Raw genomic sequence first — 17205 nt, forward strand, 5'->3', positions numbered from 1 at the left:
GGGCTCCGCCTCGTAGACCGTGGCCGGTATTCCGTGGACGTGCAGGACGCGGGCGAGCGTGAGGCCGCCGAGCCCGGCGCCGATGATCGTGACGTCATTGGTCATGGTGATTCCTTGCGTGTGGTACGCCTGCCGGACAGGCACCCAGCAGGATCCCCAGAAAAATGCCAGCCCCCGCAGACAAACCACCGGCAAGCCGCCGACATCGCACCGACAGGCCCGCCAATACGTGCGGGCGGCCAGGGCATCACCTGGGTGATCATCGAGACTTCTCTTCCAGGTCCTGACCGAGCGCGAGGAGAAGAACAGCGTCGCCAACGCCTCCACCGAGCCCTACGGCTACGGGACCAAGGCCTTCACCGACCCACGTCTCCGCGCGGCCATCGTCGACCGACTCACCTTCAAGGCACCGTCATCGGGACCGGGACCGACCCCTATCGCCTGGCCGGCACGCGGGCCCGAGCTGAGCAGGTCGAAGCCGACTGACTGGCGCCTTTACGCTGATCCGCTGCCCGTCGCGGCGGATCAGCCAAGCTCAGGGGCGGGCCCGTTCATTCACGGAGTGCGAACGACGCCTGCTCATGCCACTTCACGCCGTCATGCACCAGGAGGTCGACGGACGAGACCCGGGACGTGAAGGGCAGTTTGCTGAGCAGGTCGGCCTCCATCTCATCCAGGACTGCATCGTCCTGACCGTCAGCGACGGTCAGATGGGGCACGACCTCGGTGAACTGGCCGCCATAGGGAGGAGCCTCGGGCCATCGGTCAGCGATCACCTCAGTGAGCCGCCGCAACTGCACGTCTGGCTCAGGCGCGAGATACAGCACTCCAGGAAACCGCCCACAGCTCTCAAACCGCAGGTCAAAGGCATGGTGATTGCCGAGCAGATCAGCGAGGGTCGAGCAGACACGTGCATCTATTCGGCTCTCGTCGAGGAACGGGAAAAGCACCGTGATATGTGCCGGAACCCCTGCTCGGGCTGACGGATCGAACCGTTCACGCCAGGCGCGGACGGCCGGCTCTGCGCCTGGGATCCTGACGATGAGTCCCGTCTGCCCCGCCTGAAACTTGCTCGTGCTGTCGTCTGTCATGACACGGCATGCTGCCATTTCAGCAGCCGATGACAGCACTCATCACACCTCCGCGCTCATGAGCAATCCCCGCTGCGAGCCACATCCCCACCAACGACCAGGCACAGGCCTCCCTCGGCCTCGCCGCTGCCCTCTGCTGCTACAAACGCCTCGTCGAACCGACCATGCAGAACACGGTGCCCGTTGGCCCGGGTGCGGGTCGCGGAGCGAGCAGGGGCGTACGGCAGAATCCAGCTGTGACGTCCATGGGGATTCTGGCCGGCTTGGAAGCGGGCCTGGCAGAGCTGTCCACGCCGATGCGGGTGTACGTGGCGGCCGGGCGGTTCACCGAGCCGGAATGCGATCTGCCCGAGCTGGCGGCTCAGATTCGCGCGTTGCTGGTCGTGGTCACGGCGGACGAGGCATGGCGGCGCTTTCTGCCCGAGTACGCCCCGCCGCCCGTCCGGGAGATCTGCGCCGCCCTGGAACCGGTGGAGAGGCACGAGGCCGCCGCGTTCCTGGCCCAGGTCGCGGCCGTCGACCTGGTCTGGCCGGACCATCGGCACCTGCCGACCGAGGCCGCCGAGCGCGCGGCGGACCGGGTGGTGTCCCTGCTCGGACCGGAGGGCAGCTGGTGGACCAATCACGACACCGAATGCGGCGCAGTGAACGGGCTCACCCCTCTGTTCGACAGCCTGCTCGCAGGGACGGACGGTGAGCACTTCGCGCTGGCCCTGCAGATCGCCGACGACTGAGCGACCCGCCCCTGGCCGAGTGCTCACCCCCCGTATCTCCGCGTGTGGACGGCACGGCGTAGCCGCCTAGGATGACAGAGCATGGTCTACCGGACACGTCGGCGCGTACTGCGGCACTCCCCGATGGCCGACGAAATCGTCCTTCGTGCGTACGAGACGGCCGGCAGGTAGCCGGCTGGCCGTACGGCCAGTGCCGGTCATTCGCCGATGACGGCAGCCACAGAACCTACAGACGCCCATCGCGCAACCGCGCGCTGAGCCTCGCGCGCCGCTGAACCTGCGTAAACACATGCCCCTGAAACCCGTCGACCGGCCGCGGAGGCTCCACGGCCGGTCATCGGTGATCTTCGGGTGTTACTGCCCCTGATAGGGCGGCTGTTGGGGCGGTGGGGCGCCGTACGGTCCGGGGTTCTGCGGCGGCTGCCCGGGAGGGATGACAGGCGGATACGCCTGCGCTCCCGGTTGCTGCGCCGGCGGGTACCCCTGGCCGGGCTGCTGGGCGGGCGGATACGGCACCTGGTTCGGCATGCCCTGGGCCGCATTCCAACCCCCGGGAGCCGCCGGCGGCTGCGCGCTCCTGCCGCTCTTGCTCACCATCACGGCGATCACGACCACGATCGCGACCAGCACGCCCAAGCCCAACAACAGCACCAACGACGACAAGACCATCTGTGCCCCTCCCATGCTCCAGGGGCGTGCGGACACGCCACGGCGTTGATTGACCCGCCACGACCTTACAAGGGCACGACAACGGCCTCCAGTTCACCACTCGAAGTCGTCGGCCGATCAGGGCCCGGAGCCTGCACCGATCACCGATCCTTGCAGCGGGTCTCGTGGTCAGCGAGCCTGCCAACGGTCCGTATCATGTCGGCGAGATCCTCGCTCCACAGTCTGCGGCTGAACCATGTCCCGGCGTGGTGCGCGGTGTGCTGCACCGTCAGGGCACCGGGTGTGTGTGCGGTTCCGCCCGGCGGCCCGACAGCTGGCACCGGCCCCGATCAGCGAACTTGCCGTCAATACCGGACTGCGGCGTATTGGCCGGGACCGTCGCCCCCCGCGCTGGTCAGCGGCGGGCCAGTGCCAGCACGCTCAGCCCGAACATCAAGACGCCCAGGGGGAGATGGACCGACGGGACGTGCGCGATGCCGAGCACGACCTGGACCGAGGCGAGTACGAGGAAACCCGACGCGTGCCAGACGGGCCGGGGCGACCCGCCGCCCGGCTTCCATGCCAGCACCGCCGCGAGCACGTACAGCATCGACGCCCCGTACATCACACGGGCTCCGACGCTGTGCAGCGTCTCTCCGTAGGACGAGGTCAGCAGCAGCCCGGCGGAGACCGCCTGAAGGAAGAGGGTCAGGGTCTGCAGCGCGATCGCGATCCGCAGGAACGGGAAGCCGCGCTGCGCGTTCGCCGTCGTCGTCACCTGGGTGGCCATGTCACAGTCCCCTTTTCCGCCCTCGGGCAGCAGATCGATAAGGTCTCACCAGCCCGACGACGCGGGGCTGCGAAAGGTAAGGCGAGGGGGCGGCCGGAAGCATGGGGACTGTCGGGACCAGCGCCGATGAGGTAGTCGGCGAGCGACGCCAACTGATCAATGTTGCTTACCGGTTGCTGGGTTCGGTGACCGAGGCCGAGGACGCCGTACAGGACGCTTACGCACGCTGGTACGGGCTGACACGAAGCCGACAGGAGGAGATCCGCTCCCCCGGCGCCTGGCTGACGACGGTGACCAGCCGCATCTGCCTGGACCTGCTCGGCTCGGCACGGGCCCGCCGGGAACGCTATGTCGGTGCGTGGCTGCCCGAGCCGCTGCCCGACCGCACCGAGTGGGGGCCCGCGGGCGGCGCCGACCCCACCGGCCCTCCGGACCCCGCCGACCAGATCGTCCTGGACGAGTCGGTGGCCATGGCCTTCCTCGTCGTCCTGGAGTCGATGACGCCCGCCGAGCGGGTGGCGTTCGTCCTGCACGACGTCTTCCGGTACCCCTTCGTCGAGATCGCCGACGTCCTCGGCCGGACCTCGGCGGCCTGCAAGCAGCTGGCGGCCTCCGCCCGGCGGCGGGTCAGCGTCGCGCGCACTCCGGTGACGGCGACCGGCCGGGCCGACGTGGTGAGACACGTCAAGGAGGCATGGGAGGCCAAGGACATCGCAGCCCTCGTCGGTCTCCTCGACCCGGCTGCCGTGATGACCGCCGACGGCGGCGGCATGGTCGGCACCGTCCTGCGCCCGGTCGAGGGCGGCGCGCGCATCGCCCAGTACATGGTCGCCATTGCCGACAAGGCTCCGGGGCTCGAACTCCTGGAGCGCTCGGTCAACGGTGTGCCGGGCCTGGTGGCCCAGCGTGCCGGCGTCGTCCTGACCGTGGCGTCGTTCGACGTCTCTGAGGGGCGCGTCACCCGGATCTGGGCGGTCCGCAACCCGGAGAAGCTACGGCCATGGGCGCGGCAGGGTTAGCTGAAGCGTGTCATCGACGGCTGCGTGTCGTAGAAGACTCCGTGTCGTAGACGGCTGCGATCCCAGCGTGCGGCGGGAGTAATTTCCCTTGCAGGCGTGGGTTTTTGAGGGCCGCATCGCTGCGGGTGAGACGTTCACCGGTCTGCGGATGCGGCGGTGGCAGCGGCGGTCACAGTGTCGCGGTCGTCCCCTGTCCGGACGCGCTGCCCGCGAGCCACTGGTCCCATCCCAGGTTGAAGGCGGCGTAGCCGTTGTCGGCCGGTGCCTTGGCACGGGGCGAGCCGGTGATGGTGACCGGGTCCCCCTGCTTGACCTGGCCGTAGAACCACTTGGCGTCCGACATGGACAGGTGGACGCAGCCGTGCGAGCCGCGGGCGCTTCCGCTGCCCGGGTTGGGGTCGCCGGTGGAGTAGTGCACGTAGGTGCCGGACTGGGTGAGGTGGATGTCCCAGGGCAGCGTGAGGTTGTAGTAGTTGGGGCTGCCCTTGTCACAGCTGATGCCGACGCTGCAGGAGGTCATGTGGACCTTCTCCTGCTTGTCGATGACGGCCATCGTGCCGTTCCACGTCGGATACTGAGCGCTGCCCGCGTTGATCGACAGGGTGCGCACCGGCTTGCTGTTCCGGGTCACCTTCATGGTGTGGCCGGTCACCGAGACATCCGCGCGCACATCGTCGCCGATCTTGAAGGTGTGCGTGTAGTTGCGCACGCCGTAGCGTCCGTTGCCGTTGCTGATGCCCTTCATGTCAGCGTCGATCTTCACCTTCGTGCCGGAGGGCCAGTACGTCTTCGGTCGCCAGTCGGCGCGCTTGTCGCCGAACCAGTGCCAGGCGCCGGCCACCGGATGCGAGGCGCTCACCTTCATGTGCTTCTCCACCGTGGCCCGTGCCTTTGCCGCCACCGGATTCGTGAAGACCACCGAGATCGGCATGGCCACGCCGACCGTGGTTCCCGTCTGCGGGGTGATGGTGTCCAGAAGCATCGGCGGGCCCGCGGGCTTCGTCGGTGACGGCGAGGCGCTCGCACTCGGCTTGCCCGGTGCCTTTGCGTCGTCCCCACCGGCCTTGTCACCATCGCCCCCGTCACAGGCACTCGCGCCCACCAGCATCGCTCCCGTGACGAGTGCGATCCCTATGCCGCCCTTGCGCCGCCCCACGATCTGCCCCGCTCTCTCGCTCTTCGGCCCTGACGGGCCCGACTCCCTGTCAGACGGATGAGGGTCGGGCTCCAGTTGCGTGTGTCGCGTAAAACGTGTCCCAAATTCGGCCGGGTGATCTGGTGCCTGCTGCACCCGATACCGCGCCGAGGGCCGACCCGGCGCTCCGACCGGCACCGTCACCTTCACCTTCGGCGACCGCACCGGCTCCGCCACCGCACCGGTGTCCGGCGGGATCGCCACGGTCACCCACACCTACAGCGGCACCACGGGCAGCCCGTTCACCATCTCGGCGGCCTACGCCGGGGACGTCAGCTTCGCCGCCTCGACCGGCACCGACACCCATTCCCTGGTCAACGGCCGGGCCAGCGCCCAGTTCAACCCCCTGTCGAAGGGGACACACGTGATCACCGGCAACTACAACGGCGACATCGGCTTCGCGCCGTCCAGCGGATCCACCCGCCGGATGGTCACCAACTGACGTGCCTGGAAAGGCCGTCGGACCCGCGGGTCGGAACCGCGGGTCCGACGGCCTTTTCGTGTCAGGGGACCGGCTGCCCGGGTCGCTGATCCCCGTAGGGCACACCCCAGCCCAGGAACTGGGGTTGGATCCCGTGTCCCTGGCCATGACGAGCGGCGCGGTCAACGCCGGGCGGAGCGCTCCCGATCCGCCGCGCCCGCACGCCCTGCCGGAACCGCCCGCCCCTTGTGGTCGTCTTGTGCGCTGACTGTGCACGAAGCAGGGATATGGGGGACATTGTGGCGCGGAACGTGACGAAGGCCGGTCTCATCGTGGTGGCCATGGCGACGGTGCTCGGGGCCTCGGCCTGCGGCAGCGGGGAAGCCGGCGCGGCGGCCGGAGGGAGCGGCGCAACGCGCCCCGTGCACGGGCAGGGGAAGCCCACGGCGCCCTCCGGGGTCGGGGCGTCGTCCGACTCGGCGCCGGTGTCTCCCGGCACCCTGGGGAAGTTGGCCGGGATGACGCAGACCACGGCGTCGCCCCTCACCCGGCACGTGCCGTGGAACCTGGACATTCTGGACCAGCGGTCGCGGCCGCTGAACGGGAAGTTCACCACCACCGCCACGGGCAAGGGCGTGCACGTCTATGTGATCGACACCGGGATGGACATCGCCCACAAGGAGTTCGGCGGACGCGCCCGCCTCGGCGCCGACTTCGTGGGCGCGAAGGACTCCGGTGACTGCTTCAGCGAGGACGGGATGGGCCACGGCACGTTCGTCGCGGGCATCATCGGCGGGACGAGGTACGGGGTGGCGCCCAAGGCGGAGCTCGTACGGGTCCAGGGCATCCAGTGCGAGAGCGAGGGCGGTGGCTCCCCGTCGGCGGCCGAGGCGGCCTTGGTGAAGTCGGTCAAGTGGGTCACCGCGCACGCGCAGAAGCCTGCGGTGGTGAACATGTCGCTCAACCTCGACCACCGGTCGGCGGCCCTGGAGTCCGCCGTGAAGAAGATGGTCGACGCCGGGATCCCGACGGTGGTGTCGGCCGGCAACTTCCATGACGACGCCTGCCGGCACTCCCCGGCCGGCGTCCCCGGCACGATCGTCGTGGCGGCCTCCACCTCGAACGACCGCGTATGGAGCGACGGCGGCTCCTACGGGTCGGGGTACGGGCGGTGCGTGGACCTGTACGCCCCCGGCCAGAAGGTGACCGCCGCCCTCGCCGGCGGCGGTACGGCCACGGAGAACGACGGCGCGACGTCCTGGGCCGCGCCGCATGCGACGGGCGTGATCGCGCTGTACCTGTCGGCACACCCCCACGCCACGGCCAACGAGGTCCACCTCTGGCTCGACCACACGGCCACCCGCGGTGTCGTACGCGGCGTCCGCTCCGACACTCCCAACCGGCTGCTCAACACCGGCGGTCTCTAGCCTGCCCCGGCCACCCCGGCCACCCCGGTCGCCCAGGCACCCAAGCCCCGCGCCTGACTGGGATGGCGGGCGCACGTCGCGCGGCGCTGCGGGGCAACACTCCGTCCCGGTCCGCCTCCTGCGGAAGCCACCGGTCCCTGGCCGGAGACGGGCCTGCGTCAAGGCACGGGCATGGGCATGGGCATGCCATATGCAACGGGAGGACCGCCCGACCGATGGTGGCCGGCGCACGAGGGGTACCCGGTCGAGCTCAGCTCACCGTCCCTGACCGCCGCTCCCGTCCTCGCCGCCCCTGGCCGCCGTTCCCGCCCTCGCCGCGGCCCGTGCCCGGCGCGATCATGACTGACGTGAGAGATTGGGATCGGTGGGAGAGTGGGCACAGAAGGGATGATCCCCGTGTCGGACCTACCGCACGCATCCGCTGGTCCAGACACAGCCGTCGACGAGAACCGGCTGGAAGAGCTGATCGTCGAGGCGCAGACGGCCCTGCCCTTCGAACTGCCCGCTCTGGCGAACCGCTGCGCCTCGGCCCTCGGCCTGGACGCTGCGCTGATCTACCTCGTCGACCTGCAACAACAGCTGCTCATCCCACTCGATGAAGCCATGGATCCGCTGCCGGTCGACCGCTCGTCGGCCGGCTGGGCGTACCGCACGGTCTCGCCGCGGGTGGCCGAGGCCGACGACGGTGTGCTCGTCTGGTTGCCTCTGGTGGACGGCGCGGAGCGGCTGGGCGTGCTGGCGGTGCGGTCCGGCTCGCTCAACGGGGTGCGGATGCGCCGCAGCCGGATGCTGGCCCATCTGCTCGCCATGCTGATCACCTCCAAGCGCGCCTACAGCGACTGGCTCGCCGGTCTCGCCCGCACCACCACGATGCGGTTGCCCACCGAGATGCTGCGGGCCTTCCTGCCGCCCCACACCGTCGGCAGCAGCAGGTGCGTCTCGACCGCCGTCCTGGAACCGGCATACGACGTCGCCGGTGACGCCTACGACCACTCGGTGGTCAAGGACGTGCTGCACACCATGATCATCGACTCCATGGGTCACGATCTGGTCGCCGGTCTGACCACCTCGGTCGCCATGGCGGCGGCCCGGAACGCCCGCCGCGGCGGTGGCGACCTGGCCGACGTCGTCGGCTCGGTCGACCAGGCACTCGCCCAGTGGCTTCCCGACCACTTCTGCACCGGCGTGCTGTGCCGGCTCGACGCGGTCACCGGGGTGCTGCAATGGGTCAACTGCGGTCACCCGCCGCCGCTGCTGATCCGTGCCCAGCGGGTGCTCGACGGCGTGCTGGACAGCCCCCCGCAGCCTCCGCTCGGCCTGGCCGGCCAACTCACCCCGGCAGCCCGGAAGGTCCACGAGACAACGCTGGAACCGGGTGACTGCGTCCTGCTCTACACCGACGGTGTCGTAGAGGCGCGCGACGCAGACGGTGCGGAGTTCGGCCTCGACCGGTTCACCGACTTCATCATCCGTTCCTCCGCCGCCGGTCAGCTCCCGGCCGAGGTGCTGCGGCTGCTCACCCACGCCATCCTCGACTACCAGCGCAATCAACTGCGGGACGACGCGACCATCCTGCTCTTCGAGTGGCGTCCGCAGCACCGGTGACGCGGTGGTGCCCCGAGCCTCGCTGTGTTCGTACGCCGTTCCTGGCCGGATCAGGTACTCGGCCGGCACCTCAGCGGCCACCTCGAAGCTGCTCGATGACGAACGCGACCACCCACACCGGCATTTGGCACGTCCTGCTTGCGCTGCCTCGACTTCGGTCGCCCCTTCGACCGCACCTCACAGCGGCGGCGGGCCGGGGGCCGTATCCCGACAACATGCGGATCCACACCGGTAGATGAGCACCAGAGTCCCCCTGCTATGGTGCGCCGATGTCATCGATCAAGCAGTTCCAAGTCACCTTCGACTGCGCAGAACCTGCGCGCCTCGCCGGTTTTTGGTGCGAGGTGTTGGGATACGTCGTACCGCCGGTCCCGGAGGGGTTTGCCAGTTGGGAGGACTACCACCGGTCGCTGCCTCCTGAGGAGCAGGTCACCTACTTCGCGTGCAGTGATCCCTCGGGTGTGGGCCCGCGACTGCTCTTCCAGCGCGTTCCCGAAGGGAAGATCGTCAAGAACCGGGTGCATCTCTGCGTGCGGGCCGGCACGGGACTGGTGGGTGATGAGCGCCTCGCCACACTGGAGGCCGAGTGCGCACGACTTGTCGCGCTCGGGGCGGTACACCTACGAACGATGCTTGCCGACGGCGACAACGAGTCGTGCATCGTGATGCAGGACATCGAGGGCAACGAGTTCTGTCTCGACTGAGCACGAGCCGGTGAGGTGGGGAGCCGTCTCCCGCTGCTCCGCCCTCCATGCAGGCAGTTCGGTCGGGCCGCGTTCGCGGCGATGCGGGATGACCAGGCCGGTGCCCGATGGCCGCCGTCCGCGATGACCGTGGTCCGGCCGACGGCGGCCTTCGCGCCGGACGGTTGCCGCGCCTTGCGGTCGTTGCGGTTGCCGGTTACCGGTTGCCGGTCGGGTGACGTCGCTGCGGCCGACTTCGCCCCCCGAAGAGCGGGGCGAGCTGCCGTGGCGTCACGTTCGTACAGCGAAACGGGTTTGGCACCTCAGAGCCTCATACCTCCTCCCTCTTTACCTCGACCCGCTGATGCCCTTTTCGCCGTGAGCGAAACCAAAGAGAGGAGAAACTTCAACCGTTAACAATGCAGCATGCCTCGACCCTCACCCCCTTCCGCACGACGGTTGCGCCAGAGAGTGCGCGGAAACTTCTTGGCCCAATCAAGGAGGGCACGCGCCGATGAAAGCGCTACCGCAGAAGAGTCCTCCAAGCATCAGCGCATCAGCTCCCTCACGGCAGCTCTTGGCGTGGTTCTCTCACTTCCGGCTCTCGTACTCTCGCTTGTCACCTATCTCGACCAGCGCGAGAGCGAGCACAAGGCCGGCCTGGAGGCAGCCTCAAAAGTTTTTTGGTACTGGAACTTCGACACCGAGGGCGAAAAACTCCTCTCGGTCACGGTCGAAAACAGGGGCCTCACGCCCGCCTATCGCACCGCCCTGATCGTAAAAGACAAGAAGAGCGGGCGAATCAAGTACGGCTACGATTTCGATCTGGCGAAAGCCTGCTCAAAGTCCTCGTACGAATTCACCGGCAAACACCCGGAAGCTGGAGTCGATGCGGGCAATGCAGACACTGAACTGATTTTCTATGACTCCATTGGCCGCCTATGGAAGAGCACGAGCAAAGAAGGTGCAACGCTCATCAGCGGAGTGAATGAATCACTTCACGTCCACACCTTCGATGCCGCGAAGAAGTGGAAACTGCCGTTCAAGGATGCAGACCTCGACAACTGCGGATAGCTACCGCTTGGGCTCTCCGCGTTACACGATCCGAAGTTGCCTGCCGGTTACGGAAGTTGGCGGACACCGACGCGGCGTCAGCGACCGTCTTGAGTGGGTGAGGCAGCTGATCGTGGAACGTGGAGGCGTCGAAGGCTGGAGCCTGGTCGAGGTCGTCTGCCGGACCGACCTCGCCCAGGGAGGCGGGTCAGTCGTCGACTGCCTGGTAGAGCGTGACCCAGAAGTCGTGGATGGCCCGCGCCGAATCCGGAGTGGACATCCCGGTCTGGGTGAGCAGGATGCCGACGAGCTGCTTGTCCGGATCGGCGTATGTAGTGGTGCCGGATCCGCCGTCCCAGCCGAACTGGCCGATGGACGCGTAGTCGCCACGGTAGGTCCGCACCGCCATCCCGAAACCCCAGCCGCCGTGTTGCCCCAGGCCGTGTGACACATTAATTGCTTTTCCCATCGTGAATCTCCTTGCACACGGTGTTGGTTGTTGCGGTGTGGGTTGTTGCGGTGTGGGTTGTTGCTGGGCCCGTCCTGGCGCGGCACTCATGGGCTGTGCAGGGGCGCCCTCGGCGTGGCCCACTGCGCGGCCCTGCGGGCGCAGTCACTGAACCGTTCATGGCATCCACCATCGCCAAAATCGCCCTGATGCCGACTGTCGCCGTCCTGGGGCCGCCGCCGACCTGCGGCGAGAGGTAGCCGGCCGGGCATGCCCCGATGGCCGCATGGTGCAGACGGGCGAGGAAAAAGTGGTGCTCGGCCCCCGGACACCAGGCGCCGAGTCGTTGTCAGACCGACGTGTCGTCTTTTCCGGTGTCTTCACCGGCGGCGCGCTCGATGTCGTCGGTCAGCCGCTTCCGCGCACGGGCGGGTACGTAGCCACCCTCCGAGTAGTTCTGGGCGAACGCCTCGACGAACTCCGCCGGGTCCTCCCCGACGATCTCGCGGATCGGCGTTCCGTCCGCCGCGGCCTGCTCGAACAGGTCGGCGAGGTCTTCGAACATCGACGCATTGCTGTCGCCGTCGGTCGGCACGAAGTGCATCAGGTGCCGCTCGATCGCCTCAACCGCCGTGCGGTAGGGCTCGGGAAGCCGACGCGAACGCGCCTTGTACGCCCGCCAGCGCTTCTTGGGCCCGATCAACTTCGCGATGATGCCGCTCTTTTCGCCATCGGACATGGTTACTTGCCCCCTTCGCGGAGCTGTTCCAGTCGTTCCGTGAGGAAGCTCCACGTCCTCCAGAACTCTTCGAGGTATTCGCGTCCTTGAGCGTTGAGGGAGTGCACCTTGCGTGGCGGCCCCTTCTCGGACGGGACCTTCTCCACGTCGACGAGTCCGCGCTTCTCCATCCTGATGAGCAGCGCGTAGATGGTCCCTTCGGCGATGTCGGAGAAACCCTGCTCCCGCAGCCGTGCCGTGATCTCGTAGCCGGAGGCGGGCCGGCCGGACAGGGAGACGAGAATGATGCCCTCCAGCGTGCCCTTGAGCATCTCCGTCAGCAGCTTGGCCATGGAACACCTCCCGTCTGAGCTATTCAGCGACACTGATTACTGGTACACAGTAACGCTGACTACCGGTACCTAGCAAGACGGACTAGTGACGCCGCTCCCACCTGGAAGAGGGCTCGCAGAGAGCGCGTGCCTGCAACAGCCGTCGCCCGCCCCCCATCTCAGACCGCGCTCAGCCCACCGTCCACCACCAGGCTCTGCCCCGTGACGTAGGAGGCTCGGCCGGAGAGCAGAAAGGTGGCGGCGCCGCGCGCGGAGGCCCCCTCCCTCCGACCGCCAGAGCCTCCTTGGGGAGGACCCGGGGAGGTCGTGACCTCTGCGTAACAGGTGCAGGAATCACGAGCGTTGTCCACAGGCGCTGGGCTTGAGCGATCAGGCGTCCCGGCGTCGGTCCCGGGTTTCAGGGCGTTGCTGGAAGCCGGCCGACTTGTACGTGGCGACGGCGGCGACATGGGAGCTCGGGGTGCAGACGATGGCGCTCGACGAGCCCAGCTCCTGGAGTGCGGCCGCCGCGGCGACGGTGATCGCCTTGCCGTAGCCGTGACCGCGATGTTCCCGGTCCACCCCCATCGGTTCGAGCAGCCCGGGCTTGCCCGGACCGGCCGACCACACCGTCACCGCCGCCACCGCGTTGCCCTGGTCGTCGTACGCGACCAGACACCGGGCGTCGGCGTACGGCAGTCCGGCCGCCATCGCGTGCCAGCACTCGTCCGTGAACGTCGACCTGCCGAACGCTGCCCGCTGTACGGCGGTCCGCACGTGCGCCTGCTCCGGCCCGATCACCTCGATCCGCACCCCCGGGGCCTCCACCGGCTCCGTGAGGTCGCGGCGCAGCGGCGTCCACGGCTCGTCGGTGCCCCAGCCCTCCTCGTACAGCAGATCCTGGACCAGCGCGCCCATGGGCGCCTCCACGTACGCCTTCCCCTCCATCAGTACGCCGCGCACCGGCTCGACCATGTCCTGAACCAGCTGCCGCGCCAGCTCCTCGTCCCGCTGAGCGTCCGGCGCGATCGTCAGCCGCAGCAGCTCGGGGCCGTCCAGCAGCCCGACGGCGAGAATCCGTCCGTTCCGGCTCCAGGTCCGGACCGCCGCGGCCGTCGCCTCCGCACCGAACCGCCAGAACCAGCCCAGGTCCCCCGGATGCAGTTGCATCGGCGCTCCCTCGTACTGCCACTCAAGCAGCGCGCCCACGGCCTCGCGCAATCCGTCGGGTCCCGGCTTGCCCAACACAATCGCCATGCCCCGATCACACACCACCGCGCCGACGGCCCGCACCCGGTTTCCGGCCGGCCGGCGTGGTGAAGTCGCGCGCGGCTGCCCGGGATTCTGCCTTCGCCTGCTCGTGCGTTCTCCCTGTCTCCTCGCTGCTCTTCGAGACCCTGAGCGCGCAGCTCGATGACCGCGGCGGAGCCGTGTCCACTCACCAGTGACTGGCGACGTGCCGATACGTGCGGCGCGCAACCTGGCCCAGCTGCGGTCGTTGGGCCTGACCCGCACCAGCCGGCCGGCCACTGCATGGGCCGCCCGAGGACTTCCCTCTACTGGCCGAGGACGTCCCTGATCAGCCGGAAGGCACTGACGCCGGCAAGGGCCTTCCCCCGGATGCAGCAGACGGCCGGCGCCCCGGGGCACGGGGCACGGGGTACGGGGCCGGCCGTCTGGTCCTGGTGTCCGTCTCCTACACCGAGACAGCGGATCAGGCCATTCAGACGCCGCCGATGAGGTTCGCGAGCCGTCACGGGCGCCCGCGCCGTGACCATCGCCGTGCAGCTGCGCTCGGGCAGTGAGCCGGTCAGGCAGGTTTCCTCCCGCTGCCCCTTCCGGAGTCGTCCGGGACAAGGGGCGTCACCCCAGCCGGCGAGCCGGTCCGGGGCAGTCGGCCGACTCTGATCCGCCAGAGCGCTACGTCCTCTTTGCGTAGATATTCTGTGAGATGTGATCGAGTCTGGACGGCCGCGGCCCCGTCGTCGCCACGGCTGGGGGAGGTTTGTGCGGCTGTCGCCGGTGATCCTCACCGTCGTCATCGCCGGCCTGGCGTACGCCACTCCCCCGGAAGTGGCCTTCAGCCGCCTCCTGCCCGCGGCTCCGGCCCTCGCCGCCGCCATGTGGCCGGTGCTCCCCACCGTGCTGCTGGGGACGGTCTGCCTCTTTCTGATGCTCGGCCTCAGCCTCGTGTTCCCGGGCCTGGGGACCTGGTGGACGGCTGGCGGGATCATCGCGGTCACCGTGGCGGCCGCGTACGGAAGTCATGCCCGGCTCCAGCGGGAGCGGACCCTCTTTCAGGTGCGGCTCGTCGCCGACGCGGCGCAGCAGGTGGTGCTGAGTCCGATGCCGCGCCGCTTCCGGAGCATCGAGATCGACTCGCTGTATCTCGCGGCCGCGGCGGAGGCCCGTATCGGTGGGGACTTCTACGAGGTGGTCGACACGCGGTACGGGGTCCGGCTGCTCATCGGTGATGTGCGGGGCAAGGGCCTGCCGGCAGTGGGGGCGGCCGCGGCGATCGTCAACTCCTTCCGGGAAGCGGCGTACGACGAGGCCGACATGGTCAGCGTCGCACGCCGGCTGGACGCCAGCAGCACCCGCTACAACGCCGCCTTTCCCCCTGAGGGGCCGATGGAGCGCTTCGCCACCGCCCTTCTCGTCGAGATCCCGCACGGGGGCAGGCGCATCGGGATCCTCAACTGCGGACACCCCCCGCCGCTGCTGCTGAACCGCGGGGAGCTCCGCACCCTGGGGCCCACCACCCCCTCGCCGCTGCTCAACCTCGCGGAGCTGATCGGTGATCACTACAACATCGACACCTTCGACTTCTCCCCCGGCGACCTGCTGCTTCTCTATACCGACGGGGTCGCCGAGGCCCGCGCCCGCGACGGCGGGTTCTTCCCGCTGGCGGACTGGATGCGCCGACAGCCCCTGACGACGCCCCACGAGCTGCTCACGGCCCTTCACCGCGACCTCCTCCACTACAGCAGAGGACGCCTGGACGACGACATCGCCGCCCTCGCAGTGCGTCTGAGGGAACCCTCGGAGTAGACCCGGCCCAGGCACCAGCCACCCGGTGATCTCGCGTGGGGCATTCCCAGCTTTGGTGGGTGCCGGGAAGGGCCGGGAAGGGCCGAGGGCACCCTTGTTCCGGGGAGGGTGGACGGACGGGCAAAATCCCAGGTCGAAGGCCGTCGCGCCGTGTGGAGCCGCTTCGTCGCGCCGTGTGGAGCCGCTTCGTCGCGCCGTGTGCAGCCGCTTCGCCTCCGACCGTTCCGTCCAGGGCTCGTGGCCCCTACACCAGCGGATTCTCGGTGTCACGCCCGAGCGGATCCGGCAGGGCGAGCCCATGACCCGCAGGTCGAGTCCAAGACCCCGACAAGCTCCGCGGACGCGATCATGGCCCTGCACTGGGAAATCATTGCGCCTGCGTCTGGATCGCCTCGCGCATCGAGTCGGCGTACTCCGGCGCGAACGCGTCGAGGAGGTGCGGGTCGATGTCCGGGGAGTAGATGACCAGCAGCTTGTGCGAGCCCTTCCCTCCGGCCGCCATCGCCTGGTCCTCCACCACCCAGACGTCGCTGGTGTCCATGCCACTGTCCACCAGGTACCCGAGGTCCCGGGTCCCGGGCCGCGCTCCCTCGCTCGACATCGCCTCGCGGACGGCTTCCTTGCACGTCTCGGTCCGGAACAGTCCGCTCAGCCGTGCGTCCGACTGCGGCCCTACGGCGACGCGCAGCTCGGGGGGCTCCAGGAAGACCAGCAGGTGAAGGGCCTTGTTCTCCCGCATCGCCCCGTGGGTTCCGGTCGAGATCCTGCTCCAGGCACCCTTCACCGGCCACCGGACGCGGCCGTCCTCGTCCACATGGCCCGCGCTGTAGTCGAGGGTCGCCTCATGCACTTCGGCCTCGGCGTTCTCCTCCGCCGTCTGGCAGTCCGGGCACACATTCTCGACCGCGTATCCCGCGTCGAAGACGACGTTCCAGCCGTCTCCCTCACCGGGCATGGGCCGCTTGCAGCGGTTACACACGATGCCCGTCGTTTCCTCCACTTCTCCCGGCTCCGGATGGCGCGCGCGCCGTTTGCGCTTGATCGCATCCCACATGGTGTCCTCACCGCCTGTGGACGGGTGCCGTTGTCGCTTCGGGCCGCGTCACCTGCACGGGCCGCTCACCTGCACGTACGGCCGCGGGACGTCACGCACAGCCAAGCGCAGCGACGTACCGCCGCGTCACGTCACGCCTCACCGAAGGGAGCGCCGAGCGCCTACAGCCGCGCACGGCTGCATGCGGCCGCAATCCCCGGCCTCGCACTGTCGACGTATGGGCATGCCCTCCGCCGCTGTATTCGCAGCCGCCGTTCGGCTTCGAGTGCGGTTCCCCGGATACCGTCCAGGATAATTCCCCATCCCGCTTCCCGGAGGAGACCGATCCCGAACGCCGCCGCGAGCGGATCACCGCCGAACTGCACCGGCTGGAGCACGCCCCGGCCGAACTCCTCGCCGCTTACTTCGGCGATCTCTCCCCCGTCGACCGCGTCTTCGACGCCGGCGGCGGTCGCGGCGGACGCTACGTCGTGCTCACCGGCTGCTGAACGACGCCTATGGGCGGGCCTTCCGCGAGGTGTCCCGGGCAGCCCCCCACAGTGGCGCCGAAGACGGGAGCCTGATCCTGGCAGGTCCAGGCAGGTCCTGGCAGGTGCAGGGTGGTACGGGGAGCGGTGGTCCGTCCGGCGGCCGGAAGTCTCGCTCTTTGCGGGGGAGTTGAAACGAGCCATCGCAATGACCTGTTACCTCTGACGGCGCAGCGGCGGGGATCGGTTTTCGCGGCGCCGCCCTGACCATGGCGTTTACGTTCGCGGAGTTCCCTCGGGCCCGTCGCGGGCGGGTGCTGTAACCGGCTCCCAGTCAGAGAGACGTCCGATTTCTGACCTTTCGCGTTTCTCGCGGGTCAATTAAACATGCCTGTGGCACTGGATCGTGACGCCCGTTCCAACACCCTTACGTGTGCAGCGCAGTCCCTCATGACTTCCCGCGACAGGC

At 68.7% G+C, this 17205-nt stretch carries 17 protein-coding genes and 4 pseudogenes; 10 read left to right on the plus strand and 11 right to left on the minus strand.

Annotation, left to right across the window (positions count from 1 at the left end):
- Positions 1 to 105, minus strand: a 105-nt coding sequence (locus AB0G35_RS29270) for an NAD(P)-binding protein (RefSeq protein WP_360955877.1), incomplete at its 3' end; no start/stop codon positions are given.
- Positions 106 to 262: 157 nt separating this feature from the next.
- On the opposite strand from AB0G35_RS29270, the pseudogene AB0G35_RS29275 reads away from it, so the two are divergent.
- Positions 263 to 486: pseudogene (locus tag AB0G35_RS29275) on the plus strand (ATP-binding protein); the annotation flags it as partial.
- 65 nt (positions 487 to 551) lie between these two features.
- On the opposite strand, the gene AB0G35_RS29280 reads toward AB0G35_RS29275, so the two are convergent.
- Positions 552 to 1091 carry a 2'-5' RNA ligase family protein gene (locus AB0G35_RS29280; RefSeq protein WP_360955747.1) on the minus strand — a complete coding sequence of 180 codons (540 nt, stop codon included), beginning with the start codon at positions 1089 to 1091 and terminating at the stop codon, positions 552 to 554.
- Positions 1092 to 1336: 245 nt separating this feature from the next.
- Here AB0G35_RS29280 and AB0G35_RS29285 point away from each other — a divergent pair, with 245 nt between their 5' ends.
- Entirely contained in the window at positions 1337 to 1825 is a 489-nt protein-coding gene (locus AB0G35_RS29285; RefSeq protein WP_360955879.1) for a hypothetical protein, read from the plus strand.
- A 354-nt stretch (positions 1826 to 2179) separates the two neighbouring features.
- Here the strand turns inward: AB0G35_RS29285 and AB0G35_RS29290 are convergent, their stop codons facing one another.
- Both AB0G35_RS29290 and AB0G35_RS29295 read right to left on the minus strand, forming a co-directional pair.
- Positions 2180 to 2494, minus strand: a complete 315-nt coding sequence (locus tag AB0G35_RS29290; RefSeq protein ID WP_360955749.1) for a hypothetical protein — start codon at positions 2492 to 2494, stop codon at positions 2180 to 2182.
- Between the two features lie 394 nt (positions 2495 to 2888).
- Positions 2889 to 3263, minus strand: coding sequence for a hypothetical protein (locus AB0G35_RS29295; RefSeq protein ID WP_360955751.1), 375 nt, complete (start codon positions 3261 to 3263; stop codon positions 2889 to 2891).
- Between the two features lie 101 nt (positions 3264 to 3364).
- Here AB0G35_RS29295 and sigJ point away from each other — a divergent pair, with 101 nt between their 5' ends.
- On the plus strand, positions 3365 to 4282 hold the full coding sequence (gene sigJ, locus AB0G35_RS29300) for an RNA polymerase sigma factor SigJ (protein ID WP_360955753.1): 918 nt from the start codon (positions 3365 to 3367) through the stop codon (positions 4280 to 4282).
- Between the two features lie 169 nt (positions 4283 to 4451).
- On the opposite strand, the gene AB0G35_RS29305 is transcribed toward sigJ, so the two are convergent.
- Positions 4452 to 5390, minus strand: a complete 939-nt coding sequence (locus AB0G35_RS29305; protein ID WP_360955881.1) for a L,D-transpeptidase — start codon at positions 5388 to 5390, stop codon at positions 4452 to 4454.
- A gap of 271 nt (positions 5391 to 5661) precedes the next feature.
- On the opposite strand from AB0G35_RS29305, the gene AB0G35_RS29310 reads away from it, so the two are divergent.
- The 4 genes from AB0G35_RS29310 (at position 5662) to AB0G35_RS29325 (ending at position 9634) form a co-directional block, all read left to right on the plus strand.
- Positions 5662 to 5919 carry a hypothetical protein gene (locus AB0G35_RS29310; RefSeq protein ID WP_360955755.1) on the plus strand — a complete coding sequence of 86 codons (258 nt, stop codon included), beginning with the start codon at positions 5662 to 5664 and terminating at the stop codon, positions 5917 to 5919.
- Positions 5920 to 6185: 266 nt separating this feature from the next.
- Positions 6186 to 7325 (plus strand): S8 family peptidase, encoded by a 1140-nt coding sequence (locus tag AB0G35_RS29315; protein WP_360955757.1) that lies wholly within the window; start codon positions 6186 to 6188, stop codon positions 7323 to 7325.
- Between the two features lie 387 nt (positions 7326 to 7712).
- Entirely contained in the window at positions 7713 to 8930 is a 1218-nt protein-coding gene (locus tag AB0G35_RS29320) for a PP2C family protein-serine/threonine phosphatase (protein WP_360955759.1), read from the plus strand.
- A gap of 269 nt (positions 8931 to 9199) precedes the next feature.
- Positions 9200 to 9634: a VOC family protein gene (locus tag AB0G35_RS29325; RefSeq protein ID WP_360955761.1), complete on the plus strand. Its 435-nt coding sequence runs from the start codon at positions 9200 to 9202 to the stop codon at positions 9632 to 9634.
- A gap of 24 nt (positions 9635 to 9658) precedes the next feature.
- On the opposite strand, the pseudogene AB0G35_RS29330 reads toward AB0G35_RS29325, so the two are convergent.
- Positions 9659 to 9843, minus strand: a pseudogene (locus AB0G35_RS29330) (IS5/IS1182 family transposase); the annotation flags it as partial.
- Between the two features lie 241 nt (positions 9844 to 10084).
- On the opposite strand from AB0G35_RS29330, the gene AB0G35_RS29335 reads away from it, so the two are divergent.
- Positions 10085 to 10687, plus strand: a complete 603-nt coding sequence (locus AB0G35_RS29335; protein WP_360955763.1) for a hypothetical protein — start codon at positions 10085 to 10087, stop codon at positions 10685 to 10687.
- 187 nt (positions 10688 to 10874) lie between these two features.
- Here the strand turns inward: AB0G35_RS29335 and AB0G35_RS29340 are convergent.
- From AB0G35_RS29340 to AB0G35_RS29355, 4 genes and pseudogenes are all read right to left on the minus strand, one after another.
- Positions 10875 to 11123, minus strand: a pseudogene (locus AB0G35_RS29340) (serine hydrolase); the annotation flags it as partial.
- A gap of 340 nt (positions 11124 to 11463) precedes the next feature.
- Positions 11464 to 11853, minus strand: a complete 390-nt coding sequence (locus AB0G35_RS29345; protein WP_360955765.1) for a DUF1048 domain-containing protein — start codon at positions 11851 to 11853, stop codon at positions 11464 to 11466.
- A gap of 2 nt (positions 11854 to 11855) precedes the next feature.
- The gene (locus tag AB0G35_RS29350) at positions 11856 to 12185 is read right to left on the minus strand and encodes a PadR family transcriptional regulator (RefSeq protein ID WP_360955767.1); all 330 of its coding nucleotides are present in this window, start codon (positions 12183 to 12185) and stop codon (positions 11856 to 11858) included.
- Between the two features lie 369 nt (positions 12186 to 12554).
- On the minus strand, positions 12555 to 13421 hold the full coding sequence (locus AB0G35_RS29355; protein ID WP_360955769.1) for a GNAT family N-acetyltransferase: 867 nt from the start codon (positions 13419 to 13421) through the stop codon (positions 12555 to 12557).
- Positions 13422 to 14171: 750 nt separating this feature from the next.
- Here AB0G35_RS29355 and AB0G35_RS29360 point away from each other — a divergent pair.
- On the plus strand, positions 14172 to 15215 hold the full coding sequence (locus tag AB0G35_RS29360; protein ID WP_360955771.1) for a PP2C family protein-serine/threonine phosphatase: 1044 nt from the start codon (positions 14172 to 14174) through the stop codon (positions 15213 to 15215).
- Between the two features lie 367 nt (positions 15216 to 15582).
- Here the strand turns inward: AB0G35_RS29360 and AB0G35_RS29365 are convergent, their stop codons facing one another.
- Positions 15583 to 16170: a hypothetical protein gene (locus AB0G35_RS29365; protein ID WP_360955773.1), complete on the minus strand. Its 588-nt coding sequence runs from the start codon at positions 16168 to 16170 to the stop codon at positions 15583 to 15585.
- Positions 16171 to 16583: 413 nt separating this feature from the next.
- Between AB0G35_RS29365 and AB0G35_RS29370 the strand changes: the two are divergent.
- Positions 16584 to 16742, plus strand: a pseudogene (locus tag AB0G35_RS29370) (SAM-dependent methyltransferase); the annotation flags it as partial.
- Positions 16743 to 17205: the final 463 nt, after the last annotated feature.

It is taken from the genome of Streptomyces sp. NPDC021749 (assembly GCF_040640655.1).
Lineage (GTDB): Bacteria > Actinomycetota > Actinomycetes > Streptomycetales > Streptomycetaceae > Streptomyces.